This is a genomic window from Holdemanella porci (assembly GCF_019052655.1).
Lineage (GTDB): Bacteria > Bacillota_I > Bacilli_A > Erysipelotrichales > Erysipelotrichaceae > Holdemanella > Holdemanella hominis.
In genome coordinates, this window is sequence record NZ_JAHQVB010000034.1 from 1 (window position 1) to 21,044 (window position 21,044).

Below are 21,044 nucleotides of genomic sequence, written 5' to 3' on the forward strand. Positions count from 1 at the left end.
TTGAAATGTATCAAACAATGGTAGACAAAGGATTCAGTATTTCAAGTATCGCATCCATCTTCTCAGTAAGTGAAGAGTCGATTGAAAGGCTGTTGATGAAAGCATAAAGGTATGGACATGAACGTGTCCATATTTTTTATAGTTGAAAAAGTGAACAAATGAATATAAAGTATACAAAGTTAACTAAACGGTGGCACTTTGCGTATACATTCAAGAAAATATATTGTCGAATTTTTCAGAGTTGTTTTAAACTAGTGATTCCTATTTTACCTTATCGAACTCCTGAAATATTAAAGAGTACATCTTTAATTTCTTATATTTGCATGGATAATCATATATCTAAAGTGATGGTTATTACTGATTTTACTGTGCATCAATTAGGGATATTAAATCGTATGTGTGAACACTTAGATCATCATTCTATTTCATATGTCATTTATGATAAGACGGTCGCAAATCCTACAAGTGATAATGTAGAGGAAACAAAAAACTTATATTTATCTTCTAATTGTCAAGCTTTAATTGGTTTTGGTGGAGGATCCAGCATGGATTGTGCTAAGGCCGTTGGTGCTAGACTTGCTCGTCCTAAGAAACCACTATCAAAGATGGAGGGAATTTTAAAGATATGGAAGAAACTTCCATTGTTGATTTGTGTACTTGCCATAGCTAGAACAGGAAGTGAAACAACTCTTGCGGCTGTCATTGTAGATCCAAAACCCACTTTATCCTTGCCTCCATTTATTACGGCATGTACTGGTATGGATGCTTTAACCCATGCGGTTGAGGCTTATATTGGTAATTCGACTACAAAGAAGACGCGTGCATATGCGTTAAAGGCTACAAAACTAATTTTTGAGAATATATAAGGTGTATGAAGACGGAAATGATTTAGAAGCTAGAAGCAATATGCTCGATGCTGCCTACTATGCTGGGCATGCCTTTACAGTATCCTATGTAGGATATGTGCATGCGATTGCTCATCCATTAGGTGGAAAATATAATATTGCGCATGGACTAGCTAACGCAACATTACTTGATGTTGTATTGAAACAATATGGAGAAAGTGTGTATAAGAAGCTCTATGAAATGGCTCTGTATTGTGGCATCTGTAATGCGAATGATTCCTATAAGGTTGGGGCTGAGCGTTTTATTGAACAAATCACTTTAATGAAAAAGTATTTTGGCATCTCATCTACATTTAGTGAATTAAAAAATCGGATATACACAAATTGGCTATTTACGCAGATCATGAAGCCAATCCATTATATCCAGTTCCAGTTTTATGGGGTGTAAAAGAGTTAGAAAAAGTGTATGATTTTGTAGTGGAGGATTAAGTATGGATCCAATCGTTTTAAAACAAAGAGAATTTTATAAGCAACATAAAACTCTAGATATTAATTTTAGAATAAATGCCTTAAAAACTTTAAAAAAGGCGATTTTAGCTTATGAAGACAGAATTAATGAAGCTATTAAAATGGATGTCGGAAAATCAAATTTTGAAACTTATATGTGCGAAGTTGGGTTAGCTTTAAGCGAATTGACTTATATGGTAAAACACATTCGTAAGTTTGCTAAAGAAAGGAATGTATATACACCATTGTCTCAATTTTTGTCGCGTAGTTTTGAAAAGCCGAGTCCTTATGGTGTGGTGTTAATTATTAGTCCTTGGAATTATCCTTTTTTGCTTTCTATTGACCCCTTGATTGATGCACTTGCAGCTGGAAATACGGTGGTATTAAAACCTAGTGAATTTAGTCCATACACATCACAAGTAATCAAAGATATGATTGAAGAATATTTTGATCCAGAATATGTGGCTTGTGTACTTGGAGATAGTGAAGTGAGTTCTAAATTATTGGATTCAAAATTTGACTATATTTTCTATACAGGATCAAAACGTGTAGGAAAAATTGTGATGAATAAGGCGAGTCAATATTTAACGCCAGTCACTCTAGAATTGGGAGGGAAAAGTCCTTGTATCGTAGATAAAGATGCAGATATTAAATTGGCGGCACGAAGAATTGTGTTTGGAAAATATTTGAATTGTGGACAAACCTGTGTAGCTCCAGATTATATGTTGGTACACGAATCTATAAAAGACCAATTTATCGAATGCGTGATATTTGAAATTAAGCGTCAATATGCGAGCTTAGATGATTATGGTTATATTATTAATGAAAAGCACTATAAGAGGATTTTGGGGTTGATTGATATGGATAAGGTTGTCTATGGTGGAAAACATCATAATCTACAAATTGAACCAACGGTATTGGATCGTGTGGATTTTTCAGATCCTATTATGCAGGAAGAGATATTTGGTCCTGTTATGCCAATATTGACATATTCAAATTTAGATGTTGTTATAAATAAAATCAATTCTATGCCTAGCCCACTAGCTTTATATATTTTCACAAATAATAAAGAAGTATCTAAGAAAGTAACGAGTGAAGTATCCTTTGGCGGTGGCTGTATCAACGATGTTGTGATTCATTTAGCTACTAGTAATATGGGCTTTGGTGGTGTTGGCGAAAGTGGGATGGGTTCATACCATGGAAAGCGTGGTTTTGATACGTTTAGTCATACAAAGAGTATTGTGGATAAAAAAAGAATCATTGATTTACCTATGCGTTATCAGCCTTATACAAAATTGAATGAGAAATTGATTCGCTTTTTCTTAAGATAATCTTTATAATGGTGGTATGAATAAAAAAGAAAAATTTGCGTATGACATCGATTTTGGTGCCATTATGGACTATGTAGAAAACCGTTTTATGCTAGTAATAAAAGATGAAGATTGGACACAGGAGGAAATTGATATGTTGAATAGTGGTATTGATCTTCATTTTTGTTACACAAACGATATTGCCGTATTTGTGCTTGAAGGTGGCGATATTGATTCCAGTGATTTTTATTTCAATGTTCAAGAGTGTGATTGGAAAGAGCATTTGTTTAAAAGTGATTGTCTAGATGTAGAAATTGTATTGGTTGATAAGGCAAATGACATTTGTTTCAAGAAGTCACATACTTTGACAAAAGAACAAAGCCAAAGTATTAAGGATTGTCTAAATCAACAAAATGAGGTATCCTTTATGCCAAGTGAATATGATGTGAATGTGCAAGGAATCCAGAGTGCATATGAACCATATGAGCTTATACGCTTTGAAAAATGCGAAATCAAATTTTAAGGAGAAAGATGATGAAGGCTGTTATTAGTGTAATTGGAAAAGACAAAGTAGGAATCTTGGCTATGATTGCCAATGAATGCGCAAACTACAATCTAAATGTATTGGATGTAACTCAAACAATCGTAGATTCTATGTTCACTATGACTATGATGGTTGCGATTGATGAAATGAGCATTCCATTAAATGAATTTGCGGAGAAAATGGAAAACTTAGGAAAAGAAAAGAATCTAGTCATTCGTTGTATGCATCAGGATATTTTCAATTCTATGCACAAAATTTAATGAGGTATTCCTATGCAAACAAATGAAATTTTAGAAACAATAAAGATGATTGACGAAGAATATTTGGATATTCGTACGATTACAATGGGTATTAGTTTACTGGATTGTATGGATCCAGACATTCATGTGTCATGTCAAAAAGTAGAAGAAAAGATTTGCCACTTAGCCAAAGACTTAGTAAAAGTTGGAAACGATTTTAGTAAGATTTATGGTATTCCTGTTGTAAATAAACGAATTAGTGTAACCCCAATTGCGATGTTAGTGGCTTGTTCAGGGGGAAATCCAGTTGAATACGCATTAACTTTAGAGCGTTGTGCTCAAAAATTAGGGGTTGATTTTATTGGTGGATATTCTGCACTGGTACAAAAAGGATATGCAGCAGGGGATAATGAATTGATTGAATCTATTCCTGAAGCCTTGGCAAAGACGCAGCATGTGTGTGCTAGTGTCAATGTAGGTAGTACAAAAGCAGGTATCAATATGGATGCCGTTGCGCAGATGGGGCGTATTGTGAAGCGTTGTGCTGAATATACAAAGGATGACAATTGTTTAGGAGCAGCTAAACTTGTTGTATTCTGTAATGCGCCTGAAGACAATCCATTTATGGCTGGTGCCTTCCATGGTGTAGGTGAAGCCGATTGTGTAATTAATGTTGGTGTATCTGGCCCTGGTGTTGTGCGTGCTGTATTAAGTAAAGCCGATAAATCATTGCGTATGGATCAGATTGCAGATTTAATTAAGCGCACAGCCTTTAAGATTACGCGTATGGGACAGTTGGTTGGAACTGTTGCGAGTGAAAAACTGGGTGTTCCATTTGGGATTGTGGACTTGTCTTTAGCTCCAACTCCAGCTATTGGTGATAGTGTTGCCTATATTCTAGAGGAAATGGGATTAGAAACTTGTGGTGCTTATGGAACAACGGCTTGTTTAGCCATGTTGAATGATGCTGTTAAAAAAGGCGGCGTTATGGCAACGAGTAATGTTGGTGGATTATCTGGTGCTTTTATTCCTGTAAGTGAAGATGCAGGTATGATTCATGCGGCAAGAACAGGTGCATTAAAATTAGAAAAATTAGAAGCTATGACGGCAGTATGTAGTGTTGGATTGGATATGATCGTAATTCCAGGAGAAACAAGTGCAAGTGTTATTTCAGGAATTATTGCAGATGAAGCTGCAATCGGTATGGTTAATACAAAGACGACAGCCGTACGTGTGATTCCTGCGATTGGAAAAGATGTTGGTGAAGAACTAGACTTTGGTGGTTTATTAGGAGCAGGTCCTGTCATGCCAATTTCTCAGATTTCAAATGATGTCATGATCAATCGTGGAGGAAGAATTCCTGCACCATTACAAGCATTAAAGAACTAATCGTTTAGGGAGCTTTTTGCTTCCTTTTTATATTGCGTTTTATATGGTTAGATTATAGAGTATGTATGATTAAAAAAAGCTTTAATTAAAATGCTAATTTAATATTCAGTTATATTTTAGAGAGAAAAAATGGAATGACGTCGAAGAATGTTATGAAAAAATGTGAGCTTAGAAGTCTATAAAGGGGATATTATCTCGTTGATTGGTCCGAGTGGTTCAGGGAAAAGTACGTTGTTACGTTGTATTCATGGCTTGGAACATGTGGATACAGGTAAAATTTATATGGATAACGAATGGATGAATCCGGATGATGAAAAGAAATTTCGTGCACAAAGAAATCGTATGGGATTTGTATTCCAGCATTTTAATTTGTTTCCAAATATGTCGGTTTTACAAAATTGTAAGTTAGCACAGGTAGAAGTTTTAAATAAAACGGATGAAGAAGCTGAAAAAACAGCTTTAGAGTATTTGGATAAAGTTGGATTATTAGAAAAGAAAGATGCATATCCTAATAACTTGTCTGGTGGTCAAAAACAGCGTGTAGCGATTGCCAGAGCCTTATGTATGAATCCAGATATTATGTTGTTTGATGAACCTACGAGTGCATTAGATCCAGAAATGATCAAGGAAGTGCTTGAAGTAATGAAGGATCTAGGTAAGCAAGGTATGACAATGGTTGTGGTTACACATGAAATGGGATTTGCGAGAAAGGTAGGCACTCGAGTTGTTTTCTTGGATCAAGGTGAAATTATAGAGGAAAATACAAGCGAAGAGTTTTTTGAAAATCCTCAGTCTGAACGTGCAAAGGATTTCTTGAGTAAGGTATTCTACGAATGAGATTGCCTGATTTTAAAGTCGAACAATGGATGAATGATTATGAAAATGATGCCATCTACAATATGACGGATACATGTGTTAAATCTCTTACGTTACAGGAATTGTTGGATTTGGAAGACTTTGATTTTTCAAATCTAATATTAGATTATGGTCAAGTCACTGGGGATATTGAATTGAAAAAGGAAATCCTATCTTTATATGAGCATGGAACAATTGACAATATCACAACAGCACAAGGTTGCTTGCAGGCAAATGAATTGGTGATGAACACTTTATTAGAAAAAGGAGATGAAGTCATTAGTGTGGTTCCTGGATATCAGCAGTTTGTGGATGTTCCAAAATCACTTGGTTGTAAAGTGCATTTGGTTGAATTGGACGAAATGGATTGGCAGGTTAGTGTGGAAAAGTTTAGAGGTGTTTTAAATTCATCAACGAAAATGATTATTTTAAATAATCCCTCGAATCCAACGGGGACAGAATATTCTAATGAGTTTCTAAATGCATTGATTGAATTGTGTAAACCCTATAATACATATATTCTTTGTGATGAAGTATATCGTGGCTTAAATGAGGAAGTATCTATAAGTGATTTATACGAGAATGGAATTTCAACATCAAGTTTAAGTAAAATGTTTTCACTGGCTGGATTACGCCTTGGCTGGATCAAAGCCAATGAGTATGTGATTCATCAAATCAATGTAAGAAGAGATTATTCAATGATTTCTACAGGTCCTTTAGTGGACAAATTGGGATGGATTGCCCTTAAGCATAAGGATGAATTGATTTTAAGGGCTAAAAATATTATTTCAACAAATAAAAATATCGTTCATGAATGGCTTAAAGATAATCCTTCGTTTGAATGTGTATTACCAAGTGGTGGTACGGTTTGTTTTTTGAAGTATTATTTTGATTTAAAAAGTGAGACGTTTGCAAAATTATTATTGGCAGAAAAAGGCGTTTTCTTTGTGCCGGGATCGTGTTTTGATAAAGAATATTATTTTCGTTTAGGCTTGGCTCAAGATAGTAAATTATTTAAGGCTGGCTTGAATGAACTTTCGAACTTTGTGGATGAACATTTGATTTCATGATAAAATGATTTGCGTAAGGGGGAATACTTATGCGAGTTCAATATTTGTTGTGTGCATGTTTATTGCTCTGTGGCTGTACAAAAGTGAGTGATCTTACGCATCAAAAGAGTAAATCAACTGAAAAGGCGCCGGTAACAGTAAAAAAGACAAATAAAGTAAAGGTAATTGATTGTAAGAATGATTCTTCGCAACAAGTTACTTTTGAAGCTAAGGGGGATAAGATTCAAAAGATGACACAGAAGTTTGCGATGAGCTTTTCAGATTTAGGTATAACAGAAGATATGAATTCTGAACAGATTCAATCTAAGATCAATTCTTCATTGGATGATAAATATAATTCGATTGAAGGCGTTCATGTATCTACTGAATTAAAAGAACAGCAGGTTGAAGTGACGTTGGAAATGAATTTTAAAACAGCAAATATAGATACGCTGATTGAAAGTGGCTTATTAGATAAGGGTGAAGCTCAATCGGATTATGTAAGTTTGAAAAAGACGCAAAGTGCTTATAAACAAGAAGGATTTGCGTGTATGATAAAATAGCGGGTCTTCCGCTATTTTCTATTTGAAAGGATGAGTTAAAAGATGCGTTATTATATTGCGGATACACATTTTTTTCATCGTTCGTTGAATGAAAAGATGGATCAAAGAGGTTTCGAAGACATCGAGCAAATGAATGAATATATGATTGATCAATGGAACAGTAAAGTTCGAAAGAATGATGAAGTTGTTGTTTTGGGAGATTTTTCATGGGGAAACGCAAGTCAAACAACAGAGATTTTGGATGAATTAAAGGGAAAAATTTATTTGATTCGTGGAAATCATGATCGTTTCTTGGATGATAAAAACTTTGATGCTTCGCGATTTGTTTGGATCAAAGATTATGCGGAATTAAATGAGAATAAACGAAAAGTAGTTTTATCTCATTATCCAATTGCGTGCTATAACGGACAATATCGAAGAGATGAGGATGGAAACCCAAAAACATTTATGTTGCATGGGCATATTCATGCGACGCAAGATCAGCAATTTTTAGATGCTTATCAAGAGTATATTCATCAACAAAAACACCCAAGAATTAGTGATGGCCAATTAGAGGGTGTGCCTTGCCAACTTATTAATTGTTTTTGCATGTATAGCGATTATGTGCCAATGACATTAGATGAATGGATTGAAATTGACAAGCAAAGAAGAAATATCCTATAATTGTTATAACAAATATATAAGGAGATCAAATTATGCATAAGTTGGATACAACGTCGGGTCATCTTCCTTACTATAAACAAATAAAGGAGTTCTACAAAAAAGATATCCAAGATGGAGTCTTGGCTATAGGAGATCGCGTTGACAGTGAAATGGAAATTCAAGAGATGTACGATGTTTCAAGAATTACAGCAAGACAAGCTATTCTTGAATTAGAACAGGAAGGTATGGTAAAGCGTGGACGTGGCAAGGGTACGTTTGTGACATATAGACCTAAAATCAAAGAGGAGTTGTCGCATATCCGTAGTTTTACAGATGAAATGACAGCTTTAGGAAGAACGCCGGGAACTAAGTCTTTTCACATCACAAAAGAAATTCCGGATGAAGCTACAAGAGAATTGTTTGGCTTGGATGAAGAAATGATGTATTGCGTTCGAAGAGTTCGTAGTGCAGATGATGTGTTATTGGTGTATTTTGTGTCTTATTTTCCTTTAAGTTTGAATATACCTTTGAATATGGAAGAACAAACACAGTCTATTTATGAAGTGATTGGCGCACCGACAAGAATAGATGAAGAGTTTTCTGCGATTAATCCGAGTGAAGAAATCTGTTTGGCATTGAAGATACGTAAGGATCAGCCGGTTTTAGCTCGTAAGCGTATCTCTTATGATAAAAAGAAGAAAAAGATAGAGTATACAATGTGTTACTATCGTGGCGATTTATATAGTTACACAATTTCAACGTCGCAAAAATTATGATTTTAACTATCGACATTGGTGGTACCAATATTAAATATGGATTATGTGATGCGTCAGGGAATATCCAACAAAAAGGGGGATATCCTACTTTGGATACGGCAGATAAAATCGTTCAATCCATTTGTGATTTACCATTTGAATATACTGGAATTGCGATCAGTATGCCTGGAATCTTGAATGAAGATCATTCAAAGGCGTTTATTACGGGTAAACTGACTTTTCTATCGAACTACCCTTTAAAGGAGCGGTTGGAAGAAATTAAAGGTTGTAAAGTGACAATTGAAAATGATGGTCGTTGTGCAACGTGGGCTGAACTTGGATTTGGAAATTTGATACATTCAAAGAATGCTTTGGTTGTGGTTCTAGGTACATATATTGGGATGGGTATAGTGATTGATCATAAGGTATATGAAGGTTCACATTTATTGGCAGGTGAATATTCAGATGCGCATATGGATACAGAAAAAACTTTTAATAATACCATGGCTACATGCTTTGGAAAAGATGGTCTTGAAAGAGCGACGGGTTTAACGGGTAAAGAACTTTTTGATCATTTAGATGATGAAAGAGTATATGCAGGTTTTAACAAATATTGCCAAAATTTGGCTTGGATGTTAAACAATCTTCAGTTGCTGTTAGATGTGGATACAATTTTGATTGGTGGAGGTATATCGGCACAGCCTAAACTGATTGCGTGTATCAAAGAAAATATGATGGGTTTGACACAATGGTTTCCAACTTTAGAGGAACCTGTTATCAAAGCTTGTAAATTTAACAATGATGCTAATTTATTAGGTGCATTGTGTTACTACAAAAATAATACCGAGAATCATTAAGCGTTCTCGGTATTTCTTACTTAGAGGGGGAAGGGCATGAAATCGTTAATTGGTGATAAGAAGTTTTATCGAATGGTTTTGATTGTATGTATTCCGATTGTTATACAGAATGGTTTTACCAATCTTGCCAGTTTATTAGACAACGTTATGATTGGACAATTAGGAACGCTATCTATGAGTGGTGTATCTATTTCAAATCAGTTATTTCAAGTGTTTAATGTGAGTGTTTTTGGTGCAATGTCAGGTGCTGGAATATTCTTGGCACAATTTTATGGACGTGGAAACAGGGATGGTGTACACAATTGTTTCCGAATTAAAATGTTGCTTGGCATTTTGATTTCAATATTGGCCATATGCATTTTTAAAGTGTTGGGTCCTTCATTGATTTCATTATATCTAAATGATGATCCGACAGATAGTTTGACAACTTTGAACTTTGGTAAGCAGTATATGGATGTTATGCTGATTGGACTCATTCCTTTTGCGATTACACAAGTATATTCTTCTTCATTAAGAGAAACGGGAAATACAGTTTTACCAATGAAGGCTAGTGTTATAGCGGTTATTGTGAACTTTTGCATTAACTATATCTTGATTTTTGGTCACTTTGGGTTTCCTAAACTAGGAGTTATTGGTGCGGCCATTGGTACGGTTATTTCAAGAGTTGTAGAGATGGGGATAAATGTAGCGGCAGGCTATAATAACAAATATTTAAGGGATGCGATGCGTTTAGATAAGATATCGGGTGATATATTTAAGAATGTTGTTAAAAGAGGAATTCCACTATTGTGTAATGAAATATTGTGGTCGATATCCATAGCGCTTATTTCTCAATGTTATTCAACAAGAGGACTTGAGGCTGTGGCGGCCATCAATATTACAACAACAGTAACCAATTTTTTTATGATTATTTGTTATGCAATGGGAAATTCGATTTCAATCATTGTAGGTCAAAGACTGGGTGCTGGTGAAATTGAATATGCCAAAGACTATGATTTGAAGATGGTATTTATGAATTTTATGATGTGTTTATGTATTGGTGTGGCATTGTTTGGATGTTCATCCTTTATTCCTCAAATCTATAATACGTCTATAGAAGTAAAGTCATTAGCAACATCTTTATTAAGAGTTTCAGCTTGTATGCTTCCAATTATTTCTTTATATTACAGTAGCTACTTTACAATGCGTGCAGGAGGAAAAACATTGCTTACCTTCTTCTTCGATAGTGGATATACATTCATGTTTACGTTTATGGTTGCACTATGTTTAACTCGTTTTACGAATTTACCTATATTCAATGTGTACTTATTGGTGCAATGTGTGGATATTCCTAAGGCAGTATTAGGAATCACATTAGTCAAAAAGGGGATTTGGGTACATAATATTGTCAATGAACTTTAGCCTTCTTGTTGGAAGGCTTTTTCATTTAAAAAGCAAAAAAAAGAAGTCCTTTCGGACTTTATTTTAACAATGGTGACGCGTACGGGATTCGAACCCGTGAATGCATGCGTGAAAGGCATGTGAGTTAACCGTTTCTCCAACGCGCCATGTATATTAAACTTGTCTTTCCTGACAAGTGCTAATTAATAATACTATAAGATTTTATATATTGCAAGCAAAAAAATTAATTTTTTTGTTTATTTTTTTGACGGTTTATATTTATTTGTCGTAGGTAAAGAAAATAATGCATTTAATGTATCATATTGTATATGATAAAGTCTAGGGATTTAGTAGGAATATAGGTTATGTTTAATGTTAAATATATGTAAAAAATAGTGTGGTTAAATTAAATTTGGTTATAAATAAATTTTAAAAAAAACGATTGAAAGCGCTTGCAGATATGTGTTATGACACAGAAGTAAAAAGACGCATCCCATTGATTAGGATATAAAGCGGACATTAAAAGTGTATAACAGATAATATAAATTGATTTCACGACAAATGGCTTTGTTTCGAGTATAATTTATAAATTCATTTTGAAACACCCAGCTGCAAATCATATTATATGTATGTCTCTATATAGAAATCATGTGAAGTATCCTTTTGGGAATTGTGTCTTAGAGTAAAAATCTATACAGGAGGATAATATGAACAAAAGATTTTTAACAATTGCTGCAGCTTTATCTATGGGTGTTGCATTAACTGCTTGTAGCAGTGGAGGAGGAGATGAAGGAAAAACTGGTGGTTCTAGTGTTGCGAATGCTGACAAACCTTTAGTATGGTATAACCGTCAACCTTCCAACAGTTCAACTGGTGAATTAGACATGGATGCATTAAACTTCAACAAAGATACTTATTATGTTGGTTTCGATGCAAATCAAGGTGCTGAACTTCAAGGACAAATGATTAAAGAATATATCGAAAAGAATATCGATACATTAGATCGTAACGGAGATGGCGTTATCGGTTACGTATTAGCTATTGGTGATGTTGGTCACAATGACTCTATTGCTCGTACAAGAGGTGTTCGTAAGGCATTAGGAACTGGTGTTGAAAAAGATGGTGAAATCGTAAGTGATCCAGCTGGTATTAATAATGATGGTAAATCTAAGAGTGTTCAAGATGGCTCGTTAGAAATTAATGGAAAAACTTATACAGTAAGAGAACTTGCTTCTCAAGAAATGAAAAACTCTTCAGGTGCTACTTGGGATGCTGCTACTGCTGGTAACACAATCGGTACATGGACTGCTTCATTCGGTGATGAAGTTGACGTTGTAGCTTCTAACAATGATGGTATGGGTATGTCAATGTTCAATGCTTGGTCAAAAGAAAACAAAGTTCCTACATTCGGATACGATGCTAACTCAGATGCAGTTGCTGCAATTGCTGAAGGATATGGTGGAACAATTTCTCAACATGCTGACGTTCAAGCTTATTTAACATTAAGAGTATTACGTAATGCATTAGATGGTGTTGATATCGATACAGGTATCGGTACAGAAGATGATGCTGGAAACGTATTAAGTTCAGATGTATTTACATACAATAAGGATCAACGTTCTTACTATGCATTAAACGTTGCTGTTACTGCTGACAACTATAAAGATTTCTTAGATTCAACAGTTACTTATGCTCCAGTTTCTAACCAATTAGATGAAAAAGATCACGCTAAGAAGAGTGTTTGGTTAAATATCTACAACGCATCTGATAACTTCTTAAGTTCAACTTACCAACCATTATTAGAAAAATATGATGACTTATTGAATTTAGATGTTGAATACATTGGTGGAGATGGACAAACTGAATCTAACATCACAAACCGTTTAGGAAATCCAGACAAATATGATGCATTCGCAATTAACATGGTTAAGACTGACAATGCAGCTTCTTACACAGGAATCCTTAAATAAATAATTCAAAAATAACATAGGGATTAAAATTATTAGGGAGAAATTATTTCTCCCTAATATTATTTAGATAGTAGTAAACAAAATAGGAGAGATTTTATGGCAGATAAGAATGAAGAACTAGTCTTATCTATACGCGGAATGAGTAAGTCCTTTGGACGTAACCGTGTTTTGGATCATATTGATTTAGATTTAAAACCAGGTACAGTTATGGGACTTATGGGAGAAAATGGTGCTGGTAAATCAACAATGATGAAATGTCTATTCGGGACATATCAAAAAGATGAAGGTACAATTTTCTTGGAAGGAAAAGAGATTAACTTTTCTGGACCAAAAGAAGCACTTGAAAATGGTATTGCCATGGTACACCAGGAATTGAATCAATGTCTTGAAAGAAATGTTAAAGATAACCTATTCTTGGGACGTTATCCTACAAATGCTTTTGGCGTAGTAGATGAAGATCGAATGAAAAAGAAATCATCTGAGCTTTTTAGAAAGCTTGGTATGACAGTGAATTTAGATACACCAATGCGTAATATGTCTGTTTCACAAAGACAGATGTGTGAAATTGCCAGAGCAATTTCATATAATTCAAAGGTTATCGTACTTGATGAGCCTACATCTTCTTTGATGACACAAGAAGTTAATAAATTGTTTGATATGATGCGTATGTTGAAAAAACAAGGTATTTCGCTAATTTATATTTCTCATAAAATGGATGAAATTTTTGAAATTTGCGATGAAGTATCAGTTCTAAGAGATGGAAAAATGGTTATGACAAAACCTACTTCAGAAACCAACATGAATGAGTTGATTGCAGCCATGGTAGGTCGTTCATTGGATAACCGATTCCCACCTGTTGATAATGCTCCTGGAGAACCAATGTTATCTATTCAACATGTATCAACAAAATATGAGCCATACTTAAAAGATATTACATTTGACGTTAAAAAAGGTGAGATTTTCGGTCTATATGGTTTGGTAGGAGCTGGACGTACAGAGTTGTTAGAAACGATTTTCGGTATCCGTACTAGAGCCTCAGGTCGTGTTTATTTTGACAATAAATTAATGAACTTTAATAGTGCTAAAGAAGCAATTGAACATGGTTTTGCCCTGATTACTGAAGAGCGTAAAGCAAATGGATTGTTCTTAAAGTGTGATTTAACATTCAATACAACGATTGCGAATTTACCTTCTTATATGAGCAAGGTAGCACTTTCTGATAATAAGATGATTCAAGCTACGAATAAAGAAATCAAAACCATGAGAACTAAGTGTATGGGACCAAATGATGCGATTACAAGTCTATCTGGTGGTAACCAACAAAAAGTTATCTTCGGTAAATGGTTAGAGAGATCACCAAACGTATTCATGATGGATGAACCTACACGTGGTATTGACGTAGGTGCTAAATATGAAATTTACGAATTGATCATCAAAATGGCTAAACAAGGAAAAACTATTATTGTAGTTTCAAGTGAAATGCCAGAAATCTTAGGTATTACAAATCGTATTGGCGTTATGTCAAATGGACGCTTAGCCGGAATTGTAAATACAAAAGATACTAACCAGGAAGAGTTGTTAAGACTCAGTGCAAAATACCTATAAAGGAGATAATTATGACAAATACAGTTACAAATATTCTTAGTCATGATGAAGAGCTTGCACTACGTAAACCTATTGAGGATTATGTAGGAAAGATCCAAGCTGAAATTGATGAACTAAGAGAAGAAGGAACAAATAAAGTATTGGAATATTCTGAAGAAATCGAGGTTCTAAAGAGAGATAAAATTTATACTAAAAGCGAAAAAGAAGCTCGTATTTCAGAATTAAATGGTAAATTACAAAAAGCCAAAGAAATCGAGGCTAAAAACAAACAGCCAATCAATGACAAAATTGCAGTAGCTGAAAAATATTTAAAGGATCACTATCAAACAGATTACTACAACAAAGTTGTTGAAAGTAATAAGTATGAGGTTCAAAAAGCTAAGGCAGACTATGATAAAAAATTAAAAGAATTAGAAAAAGAACACAAAGATATTTTATCAGGTCTTAGTGACAAAGAAGAAATTAAAGAAGAGAACTTTATTTATAAGAACCGTTTATTCGATGCAAAACTTGAATATACTAAAAATATGCAAGAGGCAAAAGATCGTAAACATGATGCGTTTACATTTGAATATCACTTAATTGACTTATTGAAGATGTCAAATTTCTCGTTTGCAGAAAAACAAGCTCAAAAAATTGAAAACTACAAGTACTCATTTAATACTCGTGATTTTTTATTGAAAAATGGTTTGTATATTGCGATTATTTTAGTATTCATTTTCTTATGTATCATTACACCAATTAAGAAGAATGGTTTACAACTTTTTACTGTTAATAACATTTTAAGTATTATGCAACAAGCATCTCCAAGAATGTTCTTGGCATTAGGTGTATCTGGTTTAATTATGTTAGCTGGTACTGACTTGTCTGTTGGACGTATGGTTGGTATGGGTATGACAGCTGCAACAATTATTATGCACAATGGGCCTAACACGGGTTCAGTATTCGGTCATGTATTTGACTTCTCAACTATGCCGGTTGGCGGAAGAATTCTTTTAGCATTAGTTGTTTGTGTTGTGTTATGTACAATGTTTACAACGATTGCCGGTTTCTTTGCGGCTAAATTTAAAATGCACCCATTCATTTCCACAATGGCTAATATGTTAGTTATCTTTGGTTTGGTAACTTATTCAACAAAAGGTGTGTCTTTTGGTGGTATTGATCAATCTATCCCAGGAAAGATTATTCCTAAAGTTGGTGGCTTTCCAACAATTATTTTGTGGGCAGTAGCTGCAGTTGTGATTGTTTGGTTCATTTGGAATAAAACAAAATTTGGTAAAAACTTATATGCCGTAGGTGGAAACCCAGAAGCTGCTTCTGTATCTGGTATTTCAGTGTTTAAGGTTACTCTTGGTGCCTTTATGTTGGCAGGAATCTTATACGGATTTGGTTCTTGGTTAGAATGTATTCGTATGATTGGTTCTGGTTCAGCTGCGTATGGACAAGGATGGGAAATGGATGCAATCGCTGCCTGTGTAGTAGGTGGTGTATCATTTACTGGTGGTATCGGTAAAATTTCTGGTGTAGTAGTTGGTGTATTGATTTTTACTGCATTAACTTATTCATTGACAATTCTTGGTATCGATACTAACTTACAGTTCGTATTCTCAGGAATTATCATTCTTATCGCCGTAACTCTTGACTGCTTGAAATACGTACGTAAAAACTAATTAATAAAAAAACTCTTAGTTTTCGCTAAGAGTTTTCTTTATGTTTTCTACATCTTCTTTTGTGGCAAGACCAACTTGGAAGGCACTTGCACTACCACAACACAAACCATTGATGAATGCTTTATCATAGTCGGTTGTTTCTAAATATCCTGCAAGGAAGCCTGCAACCATCGAATCACCAGCACCAACAGAATTCACTACTTCTCCTTTTGGCGCTTTACTTTGAATCACTTCATTATTATCACTTACAAGCACTGCACCTTGTCCTGCCATAGAAATCAATACGTTTTGAGCACCCATTTCCTGTAGCTTTTTGGCGTAAGGAATGACTTCATCTCGAGTGTTTAATTCAATATTAAAGATTTCACCTAATTCATGATTGTTGGGTTTTATTAAGAAAGGTTTATATTTTAATACTTTTAATAATAGGTTGTTTGTCGCATCGACAACAACTTTTATTTTCTTTTTCTGAACACGTTCCATGATTTGTTCATACATTGTATCTGGTAAAGTACTTGGAATGCTTCCTGAAATGACGAGAATATCTTTTTCTGTTAGATCATCTAATTGATTGAATAATTCTTGAATGTCTTCTGGCTGAATATCAGGCCCCATACCATTGATTTCTGTTTCTTCATCTGATTTCATTTTTACGTTGATTCTAGATAATCCTTTCTTTACATGAATGAAATCTGTTTTAGCTCCATAACTCTCTAATCGATGTTCAATTTCTTCCCCTGTAAAACCTGCCATAAAACCTAGGGCTGTACTTTCGTGTCCAAGATTGGATAGGACAATTGAAACATTAATGCCTTTTCCTCCGGGAAGGATTTCTTCTAATTTTGTTTTATTAATGATACCAGGCTTAAAATGATCGACTTGAATAACGTAGTCTAATGAGGGGTTAAAAGTAATTGTATAAATCATAATGATCTCCTTTTCTTTATCTAATTATAGGATACTCCTTTTATTGTTGTTTCGCAAGTTAAATGTTTTCGAAATAACAGTTGACAACTAAAATAATTCGGTTATTATGTAGATGTAGCTTTTGAAACAACAATTTACAGAGAGAGGAGACTTTTAAAATGAAAGCAAAGGCAGTGCGATTACATGGAGCTAATGATTTAAGATTAGACGAATTTGAATTACCAAAAATTAAGGAAGATGAGATTTTAGTAAAGGTTGTCTCAGACAGTGTTTGTATGTCAACTTACAAATGTGCCATCTTAGGAGTGAATCATAAACGTGTTCATGAAGATGTTGCGGATCATCCAGCTATTATGGGACATGAAATGGCGGGTGATATTGTTAAGGTTGGTGCTAAGCATCAAGACAAATTTAAACCGGGAATGAAGTTTACTTTACAACCAGCATTAAACTATAAAGGAACAATGTGGTCACCTGGTTATTCTTATGAATTTTTTGGTGGAGATACAACTTACTGCATTATTCCAGCTGAAGTAATGGAGCTAGGATGCTTACTTGAATATAAAGGTAAAGCGTATTATGAAGCTAGTTTAGCTGAACCAATGTCATGTTCGATTGGAGCATTTAATGCAGCTTATCATACACAGATGGGTGTGTATAAACATGAAATGGGAATTAAGAAAGATGGAAAACTTGCGATTCTTGCAGGAGCAGGCCCTATGGGACTGGGCGCATTAACATATGCGTTACATAGAGATATTCGCCCTAAAATGGTAGTGGTTGCGGACGTAAATCAAGAAAGATTAGATCGAGCAGCTCACTTATTCCCGGTTGAAGAAGCGGCAGCTGATGGAATTGAATTGCATTTCGTGAATACAGGAAAGATGGAAGATCCAGCAGCCGGCTTAAAAGAAATTACAGGTGGAACTGGTTTTGATGATGTATTCTGTTATGCGCCGGTTGAAGCGGTTGTGGAATTGTCAAGCGCTGTATTAGGCCGTGATGGATGTTTAAATTTCTTTGCGGGACCTACGGACAAACAGTTTAGTGCAAGAATGAATTTTTACGATGTTCACTATAATTCGAAACATGTAATGGGAACTACAGGTGGAAATACAGATGATATGATTGAATCTTTACGCTTAACAGCAGAAAATCGTATTGATCCAGCTGTTATGGTTACGCATATTGGTGGTTTGAATGCAGCGGCTGAAACAACATTAAATTTGCCTAAGATTCCAGGCGGAAAGAAGTTGATTTATACGCATTTAAATATGCCATTGGTTGCATTAACAGATTTAAGAGAAATGGGAGAAAAAGATGATCGATATACTGCGTTGGCAGATATCGTAGATGCTCATAAGGGATTGTGGTGTCCTGAAGCAGAAGAATATTTATTGGCTCATTTTGAACAAGAATAGATTTTATTAAACTGAGAATCTTGTGTATACTAAATACAGTAAATACAGGAGGTATTGTATGGAAGTAATGGATCAAAGAAGAAACGAAATTGTAGAGTTTGTGAATGAAAACCAAACGGTAACTTTTACACAATTAAAAGAAAAATTTCCTTCTGTGTCTGAAATGACATTGCGTACTGATTTAAAATATTTAGATCAAGTTAAAAGAATTGTTCGAATTCATGGGGGAGCCAAATCTATGGATGTGGTTTCTGGAAATGATGATGTATTAAAACTTCGTTACGGACGGAATGCAAACGAAAAGAAAGAGATAGCGCAAAAGGCATTATCATTTGTAGAACCAGCTAAGACAATTTTTGTAGATTCAGGTAGTACGACTACATTGTTGGCACATGTTTTAAATAATCAAAATAATATTTTTTATACAAGTGGCTTAACGTGTGCTATAGAGATGGCAAAACTTTCTAAATCGAAAGTGTTTGTGACAGGTGGAAATCTAAATATGCGCAGTTTTAGTGTCAACGGAATGGATGGACTTCGCTGCTTAGAGAAGGTCAACTTTGATGTTGCGTTTATTGGTGTAACTCGTTATGCGAAAGATACGGGGTTTACGTGTGAATCTTTAGAGGATTGTGAGTTAAAGCGAAAGGCAATTGAAAGATCTAAAAAAGTGATTGTGTTAATGGATTCTAGCAAAGTGGAAAGAAAGGGTACATATACAATTTGTGATTTAGATCAAGTGGATGTATTGATCAGTGATTCGTTACTTTCAGATAGTTTTAAACAAGAATGTGAAAAACGAGGACTATCTGTATATTAAAGAAGTCCTAAGAAAGGACAATTATGAAAACAACTCTTCAAAAGCTTGGTAAAAGCTTATCTGCGATGGTTATGCCTAATATTGGTGCTTTTATCGCTTGGGGATTTATAACAGCTTTATTTATTGCGGACGGATGGTTACCAAATGAACAATTGGCATCGATTCAACCATATATGTTGACTTATTTATTACCAGTATTAATTGCGGCAACCGGAGGAAGAATGGTTGGCGGTGATCGTGGACTTGTGATGGGGTCGATTGCGATTATTGGATGTATTGCCGGTGTTGGTGGAACCCAAGGACAACCTATGTTGATGGCAGCTATGGTTATGGGACCATTTTCTGGCTGGGTAATTAAAAGATTTGATCAAATGATGGATGGACACATGCCTGCTGGCTTTGAAATGTTGATCAATAATTTCTCTGTCGGTATTTTAGGTATGTTGATTGCGATATTAGGATACTATATTATTGGCCCTTTTATGACAGGTATTTTGACTGTGTTAACATATAGAGTTGATATACTTGTAAATAAGGGATTGATTCCTTTGGTAGCAATCTTTGTTGAACCGGCTAAGGTTTTATTCTTAAACGATGCGATCAACCATGGAATATTTACACCAATTGGAGCTGAACAAGCTGCACAAACAGGCAAATCCATAATGTATATGTTGGAGGCTAATCCAGGTCCTGGTTTAGGTGTACTATTAGCTTATTGGTTATTTGCGAAAGACAAAGCAACGAAAGATTCTGCGCCTGGAGCTATTATTATCCATTTCTTAGGTGGAATTCATGAAATTTATTTTCCATATATTTTGATGAATCCAGTTGTGATCGTTGCTCCAATTTTAGGGAATATTTGTGCAATTGCCTTTTACTCTATTTTCAATATTGGATTGAAAGGTCCATCGAGTCCAAGTTCAATTATTGCCTTCTTGTCTATGGCAGAAAAAGGCTCTGTGTTCATGACAGCATTAGGTGTTTTGATTGCGGCTGGCGTATCATTCTTGGTGGCAAGCCCAATTGTTAAGCTCGCTGGGGAAAAGAATTTGGATGAAGCTAGTAAAAAGATGCAGTCTATGAAAGCAGAAAGTAAAGGAAGAAGTGAAGCTTTATTAGATGTTTCTTTGGTTCGTAAGATCGTATTCGCGTGTGATGCAGGTATGGGATCTAGTGCAATGGGAGCTACTAAATTTAGAAACCGTTTAAAAGGTGTGCGACCAGACTTAACTGTAATTAATACTTCTGTGGATAATATTCCAGTGGATTGTGATGTTGCGGTCGTACAAGAAACTTTGGTAGAGCGTGCAAAAAAATCTGCACCTTTTGCGAAAATAGTTACAATATCAAACTTCTTGGCAGATCCAGCTTTAGATAATTTGTTCTTCCAGTTGTCGACTGGAGATTCGATTATGACAGAAGCAGTTAAGGAAGAGGACGAAATAAAACCGGTTCAAGAAGATGTTATTCAATTGGATGGAATTCAGTTTGGGGATGAAAAAGCACAGCTTGTTATTGGTATTGCAGGTAAGGGTGGAGAACATATGGAAGTGTTATCTAAAATATGTTTGGCTCTTGAAGATGAGACCGTACTCAATAAAATGAAGACAACGAATGATAAAGAGTGGATATTAAAACAATGGCGCTCTAAAATAGTGTAGGGTTATGTGAAAATACCGGCTTTAAATTATTGTAG

Annotated in this window: 18 protein-coding genes, 1 tRNA gene and 1 pseudogene; 18 read left to right on the forward strand and 2 right to left on the reverse strand. The window is 34.9% G+C overall.

Going from position 1 to position 21,044, the window contains the following annotated elements; translation table 11 throughout:
- The first annotated feature begins 323 nt into the window (after positions 1-323).
- The 12 genes and pseudogenes from KTQ83_RS12810 (at position 324) to KTQ83_RS07380 (ending at position 10,956) form a co-directional block, all read left to right on the forward strand.
- Positions 324-1,293 (forward strand): annotated as a pseudogene (locus tag KTQ83_RS12810) (iron-containing alcohol dehydrogenase).
- A gap of 43 nt (positions 1,294-1,336) precedes the next feature.
- A complete protein-coding gene (locus KTQ83_RS07330) occupies positions 1,337-2,683 on the forward strand; it encodes an aldehyde dehydrogenase (protein ID WP_217256413.1) in 1,347 nt (448 codons plus the stop codon).
- A gap of 16 nt (positions 2,684-2,699) precedes the next feature.
- On the forward strand, positions 2,700-3,185 hold the full coding sequence (locus KTQ83_RS07335) for a hypothetical protein (protein ID WP_117925530.1): 486 nt from the start codon (positions 2,700-2,702) through the stop codon (positions 3,183-3,185).
- A gap of 11 nt (positions 3,186-3,196) precedes the next feature.
- Positions 3,197-3,466: an ACT domain-containing protein gene (locus KTQ83_RS07340; protein ID WP_117925531.1), complete on the forward strand. Its 270-nt coding sequence runs from the start codon at positions 3,197-3,199 to the stop codon at positions 3,464-3,466.
- A gap of 12 nt (positions 3,467-3,478) precedes the next feature.
- Positions 3,479-4,834 (forward strand): PFL family protein, encoded by a 1,356-nt coding sequence (locus tag KTQ83_RS07345; protein ID WP_117925532.1) that lies wholly within the window; start codon positions 3,479-3,481, stop codon positions 4,832-4,834.
- Positions 4,835-4,996: 162 nt separating this feature from the next.
- On the forward strand, positions 4,997-5,671 hold the full coding sequence (locus tag KTQ83_RS07350; protein ID WP_117925533.1) for an amino acid ABC transporter ATP-binding protein: 675 nt from the start codon (positions 4,997-4,999) through the stop codon (positions 5,669-5,671).
- Positions 5,668-6,759 carry an aminotransferase class I/II-fold pyridoxal phosphate-dependent enzyme gene (locus tag KTQ83_RS07355; protein ID WP_217256414.1) on the forward strand — a complete coding sequence of 364 codons (1,092 nt, stop codon included), beginning with the start codon at positions 5,668-5,670 and terminating at the stop codon, positions 6,757-6,759. The genes KTQ83_RS07350 and KTQ83_RS07355 overlap by 4 nt, the downstream gene beginning before the upstream one ends.
- Before the next feature lie 29 nt (positions 6,760-6,788).
- The gene (locus KTQ83_RS07360) at positions 6,789-7,301 is read left to right on the forward strand and encodes a DUF1307 domain-containing protein (RefSeq protein ID WP_186998913.1); all 513 of its coding nucleotides are present in this window, start codon (positions 6,789-6,791) and stop codon (positions 7,299-7,301) included.
- Positions 7,302-7,343: 42 nt separating this feature from the next.
- Entirely contained in the window at positions 7,344-7,964 is a 621-nt protein-coding gene (locus KTQ83_RS07365; protein WP_117925535.1) for a metallophosphoesterase, read from the forward strand.
- 32 nt (positions 7,965-7,996) lie between these two features.
- Positions 7,997-8,719, forward strand: a complete 723-nt coding sequence (locus KTQ83_RS07370; protein WP_217256415.1) for a GntR family transcriptional regulator — start codon at positions 7,997-7,999, stop codon at positions 8,717-8,719.
- Positions 8,716-9,555, forward strand: coding sequence for an ROK family protein (locus KTQ83_RS07375; protein ID WP_217256416.1), 840 nt, complete (start codon positions 8,716-8,718; stop codon positions 9,553-9,555). Before KTQ83_RS07370 ends, KTQ83_RS07375 begins: the two co-directional genes overlap by 4 nt.
- A 36-nt stretch (positions 9,556-9,591) precedes the next feature.
- Positions 9,592-10,956 (forward strand): MATE family efflux transporter, encoded by a 1,365-nt coding sequence (locus tag KTQ83_RS07380; RefSeq protein WP_217256417.1) that lies wholly within the window; start codon positions 9,592-9,594, stop codon positions 10,954-10,956.
- A gap of 70 nt (positions 10,957-11,026) precedes the next feature.
- Here the strand turns inward: KTQ83_RS07380 and KTQ83_RS07385 are convergent.
- Positions 11,027-11,102: transfer RNA gene (locus KTQ83_RS07385), tRNA-Glu, on the reverse strand.
- 540 nt (positions 11,103-11,642) lie between these two features.
- Here KTQ83_RS07385 and KTQ83_RS07390 point away from each other — a divergent pair.
- The 3 genes from KTQ83_RS07390 to KTQ83_RS07400 all read left to right on the forward strand — a co-directional run bounded on the left by KTQ83_RS07390 (position 11,643) and on the right by KTQ83_RS07400 (position 16,180).
- On the forward strand, positions 11,643-12,905 hold the full coding sequence (locus KTQ83_RS07390; protein WP_186998908.1) for a substrate-binding domain-containing protein: 1,263 nt from the start codon (positions 11,643-11,645) through the stop codon (positions 12,903-12,905).
- 96 nt (positions 12,906-13,001) lie between these two features.
- Entirely contained in the window at positions 13,002-14,510 is a 1,509-nt protein-coding gene (locus tag KTQ83_RS07395; protein ID WP_186998907.1) for a sugar ABC transporter ATP-binding protein, read from the forward strand.
- A gap of 11 nt (positions 14,511-14,521) precedes the next feature.
- On the forward strand, positions 14,522-16,180 hold the full coding sequence (locus KTQ83_RS07400) for an ABC transporter permease subunit (protein WP_117925541.1): 1,659 nt from the start codon (positions 14,522-14,524) through the stop codon (positions 16,178-16,180).
- A 15-nt stretch (positions 16,181-16,195) separates the two neighbouring features.
- Here KTQ83_RS07400 and pfkB read toward each other — a convergent pair whose 3' ends face one another.
- Positions 16,196-17,107, reverse strand: a complete 912-nt coding sequence (pfkB, locus tag KTQ83_RS07405) for a 1-phosphofructokinase (RefSeq protein WP_217256418.1) — start codon at positions 17,105-17,107, stop codon at positions 16,196-16,198.
- A gap of 158 nt (positions 17,108-17,265) precedes the next feature.
- Between pfkB and KTQ83_RS07410 the strand changes: the two genes are divergently transcribed.
- Genes KTQ83_RS07410 through KTQ83_RS07420 form a run of 3 tightly spaced genes read left to right on the forward strand, consistent with a single transcriptional unit; the run spans position 17,266 to position 21,009 of the window.
- Complete coding sequence (locus tag KTQ83_RS07410) at positions 17,266-18,528, forward strand: zinc-binding dehydrogenase (protein ID WP_217256419.1); 1,263 nt, start codon at positions 17,266-17,268, stop codon at positions 18,526-18,528.
- 58 nt (positions 18,529-18,586) lie between these two features.
- On the forward strand, positions 18,587-19,348 hold the full coding sequence (locus tag KTQ83_RS07415; protein ID WP_186998904.1) for a DeoR/GlpR family DNA-binding transcription regulator: 762 nt from the start codon (positions 18,587-18,589) through the stop codon (positions 19,346-19,348).
- Between the two features lie 23 nt (positions 19,349-19,371).
- Positions 19,372-21,009: a PTS transporter subunit EIIC gene (locus KTQ83_RS07420; protein WP_217256420.1), complete on the forward strand. Its 1,638-nt coding sequence runs from the start codon at positions 19,372-19,374 to the stop codon at positions 21,007-21,009.
- Positions 21,010-21,044 lie beyond the last annotated feature (35 nt).

Excerpts from the sequence above, each read along its gene's own strand:
- KTQ83_RS07330 (WP_217256413.1), top strand. The coding sequence starts at position 1,337 with ATGGATCCAATCGTTTTAAAACAAAGAGAATTTTATAAGCAACATAAA.
- KTQ83_RS07335 (WP_117925530.1), top strand. The coding sequence starts at position 2,700 with ATGAATAAAAAAGAAAAATTTGCGTATGACATCGATTTTGGTGCCATT.
- KTQ83_RS07340 (WP_117925531.1), top strand. The coding sequence starts at position 3,197 with ATGAAGGCTGTTATTAGTGTAATTGGAAAAGACAAAGTAGGAATCTTG.
- KTQ83_RS07345 (WP_117925532.1), top strand. The coding sequence starts at position 3,479 with ATGCAAACAAATGAAATTTTAGAAACAATAAAGATGATTGACGAAGAA.
- KTQ83_RS07355 (WP_217256414.1), top strand. The coding sequence starts at position 5,668 with ATGAGATTGCCTGATTTTAAAGTCGAACAATGGATGAATGATTATGAA.
- KTQ83_RS07360 (WP_186998913.1), top strand. The coding sequence starts at position 6,789 with ATGCGAGTTCAATATTTGTTGTGTGCATGTTTATTGCTCTGTGGCTGT.
- KTQ83_RS07365 (WP_117925535.1), top strand. The coding sequence starts at position 7,344 with ATGCGTTATTATATTGCGGATACACATTTTTTTCATCGTTCGTTGAAT.
- KTQ83_RS07370 (WP_217256415.1), top strand. The coding sequence starts at position 7,997 with ATGCATAAGTTGGATACAACGTCGGGTCATCTTCCTTACTATAAACAA.
- KTQ83_RS07375 (WP_217256416.1), top strand. The coding sequence starts at position 8,716 with ATGATTTTAACTATCGACATTGGTGGTACCAATATTAAATATGGATTA.
- KTQ83_RS07380 (WP_217256417.1), top strand. The coding sequence starts at position 9,592 with ATGAAATCGTTAATTGGTGATAAGAAGTTTTATCGAATGGTTTTGATT.
- KTQ83_RS07390 (WP_186998908.1), top strand. The coding sequence starts at position 11,643 with ATGAACAAAAGATTTTTAACAATTGCTGCAGCTTTATCTATGGGTGTT.
- KTQ83_RS07395 (WP_186998907.1), top strand. The coding sequence starts at position 13,002 with ATGGCAGATAAGAATGAAGAACTAGTCTTATCTATACGCGGAATGAGT.
- KTQ83_RS07400 (WP_117925541.1), top strand. The coding sequence starts at position 14,522 with ATGACAAATACAGTTACAAATATTCTTAGTCATGATGAAGAGCTTGCA.
- pfkB (WP_217256418.1), bottom strand. The coding sequence starts at position 17,107 with ATGATTTATACAATTACTTTTAACCCCTCATTAGACTACGTTATTCAA.
- KTQ83_RS07410 (WP_217256419.1), top strand. The coding sequence starts at position 17,266 with ATGAAAGCAAAGGCAGTGCGATTACATGGAGCTAATGATTTAAGATTA.
- KTQ83_RS07415 (WP_186998904.1), top strand. The coding sequence starts at position 18,587 with ATGGAAGTAATGGATCAAAGAAGAAACGAAATTGTAGAGTTTGTGAAT.
- KTQ83_RS07420 (WP_217256420.1), top strand. The coding sequence starts at position 19,372 with ATGAAAACAACTCTTCAAAAGCTTGGTAAAAGCTTATCTGCGATGGTT.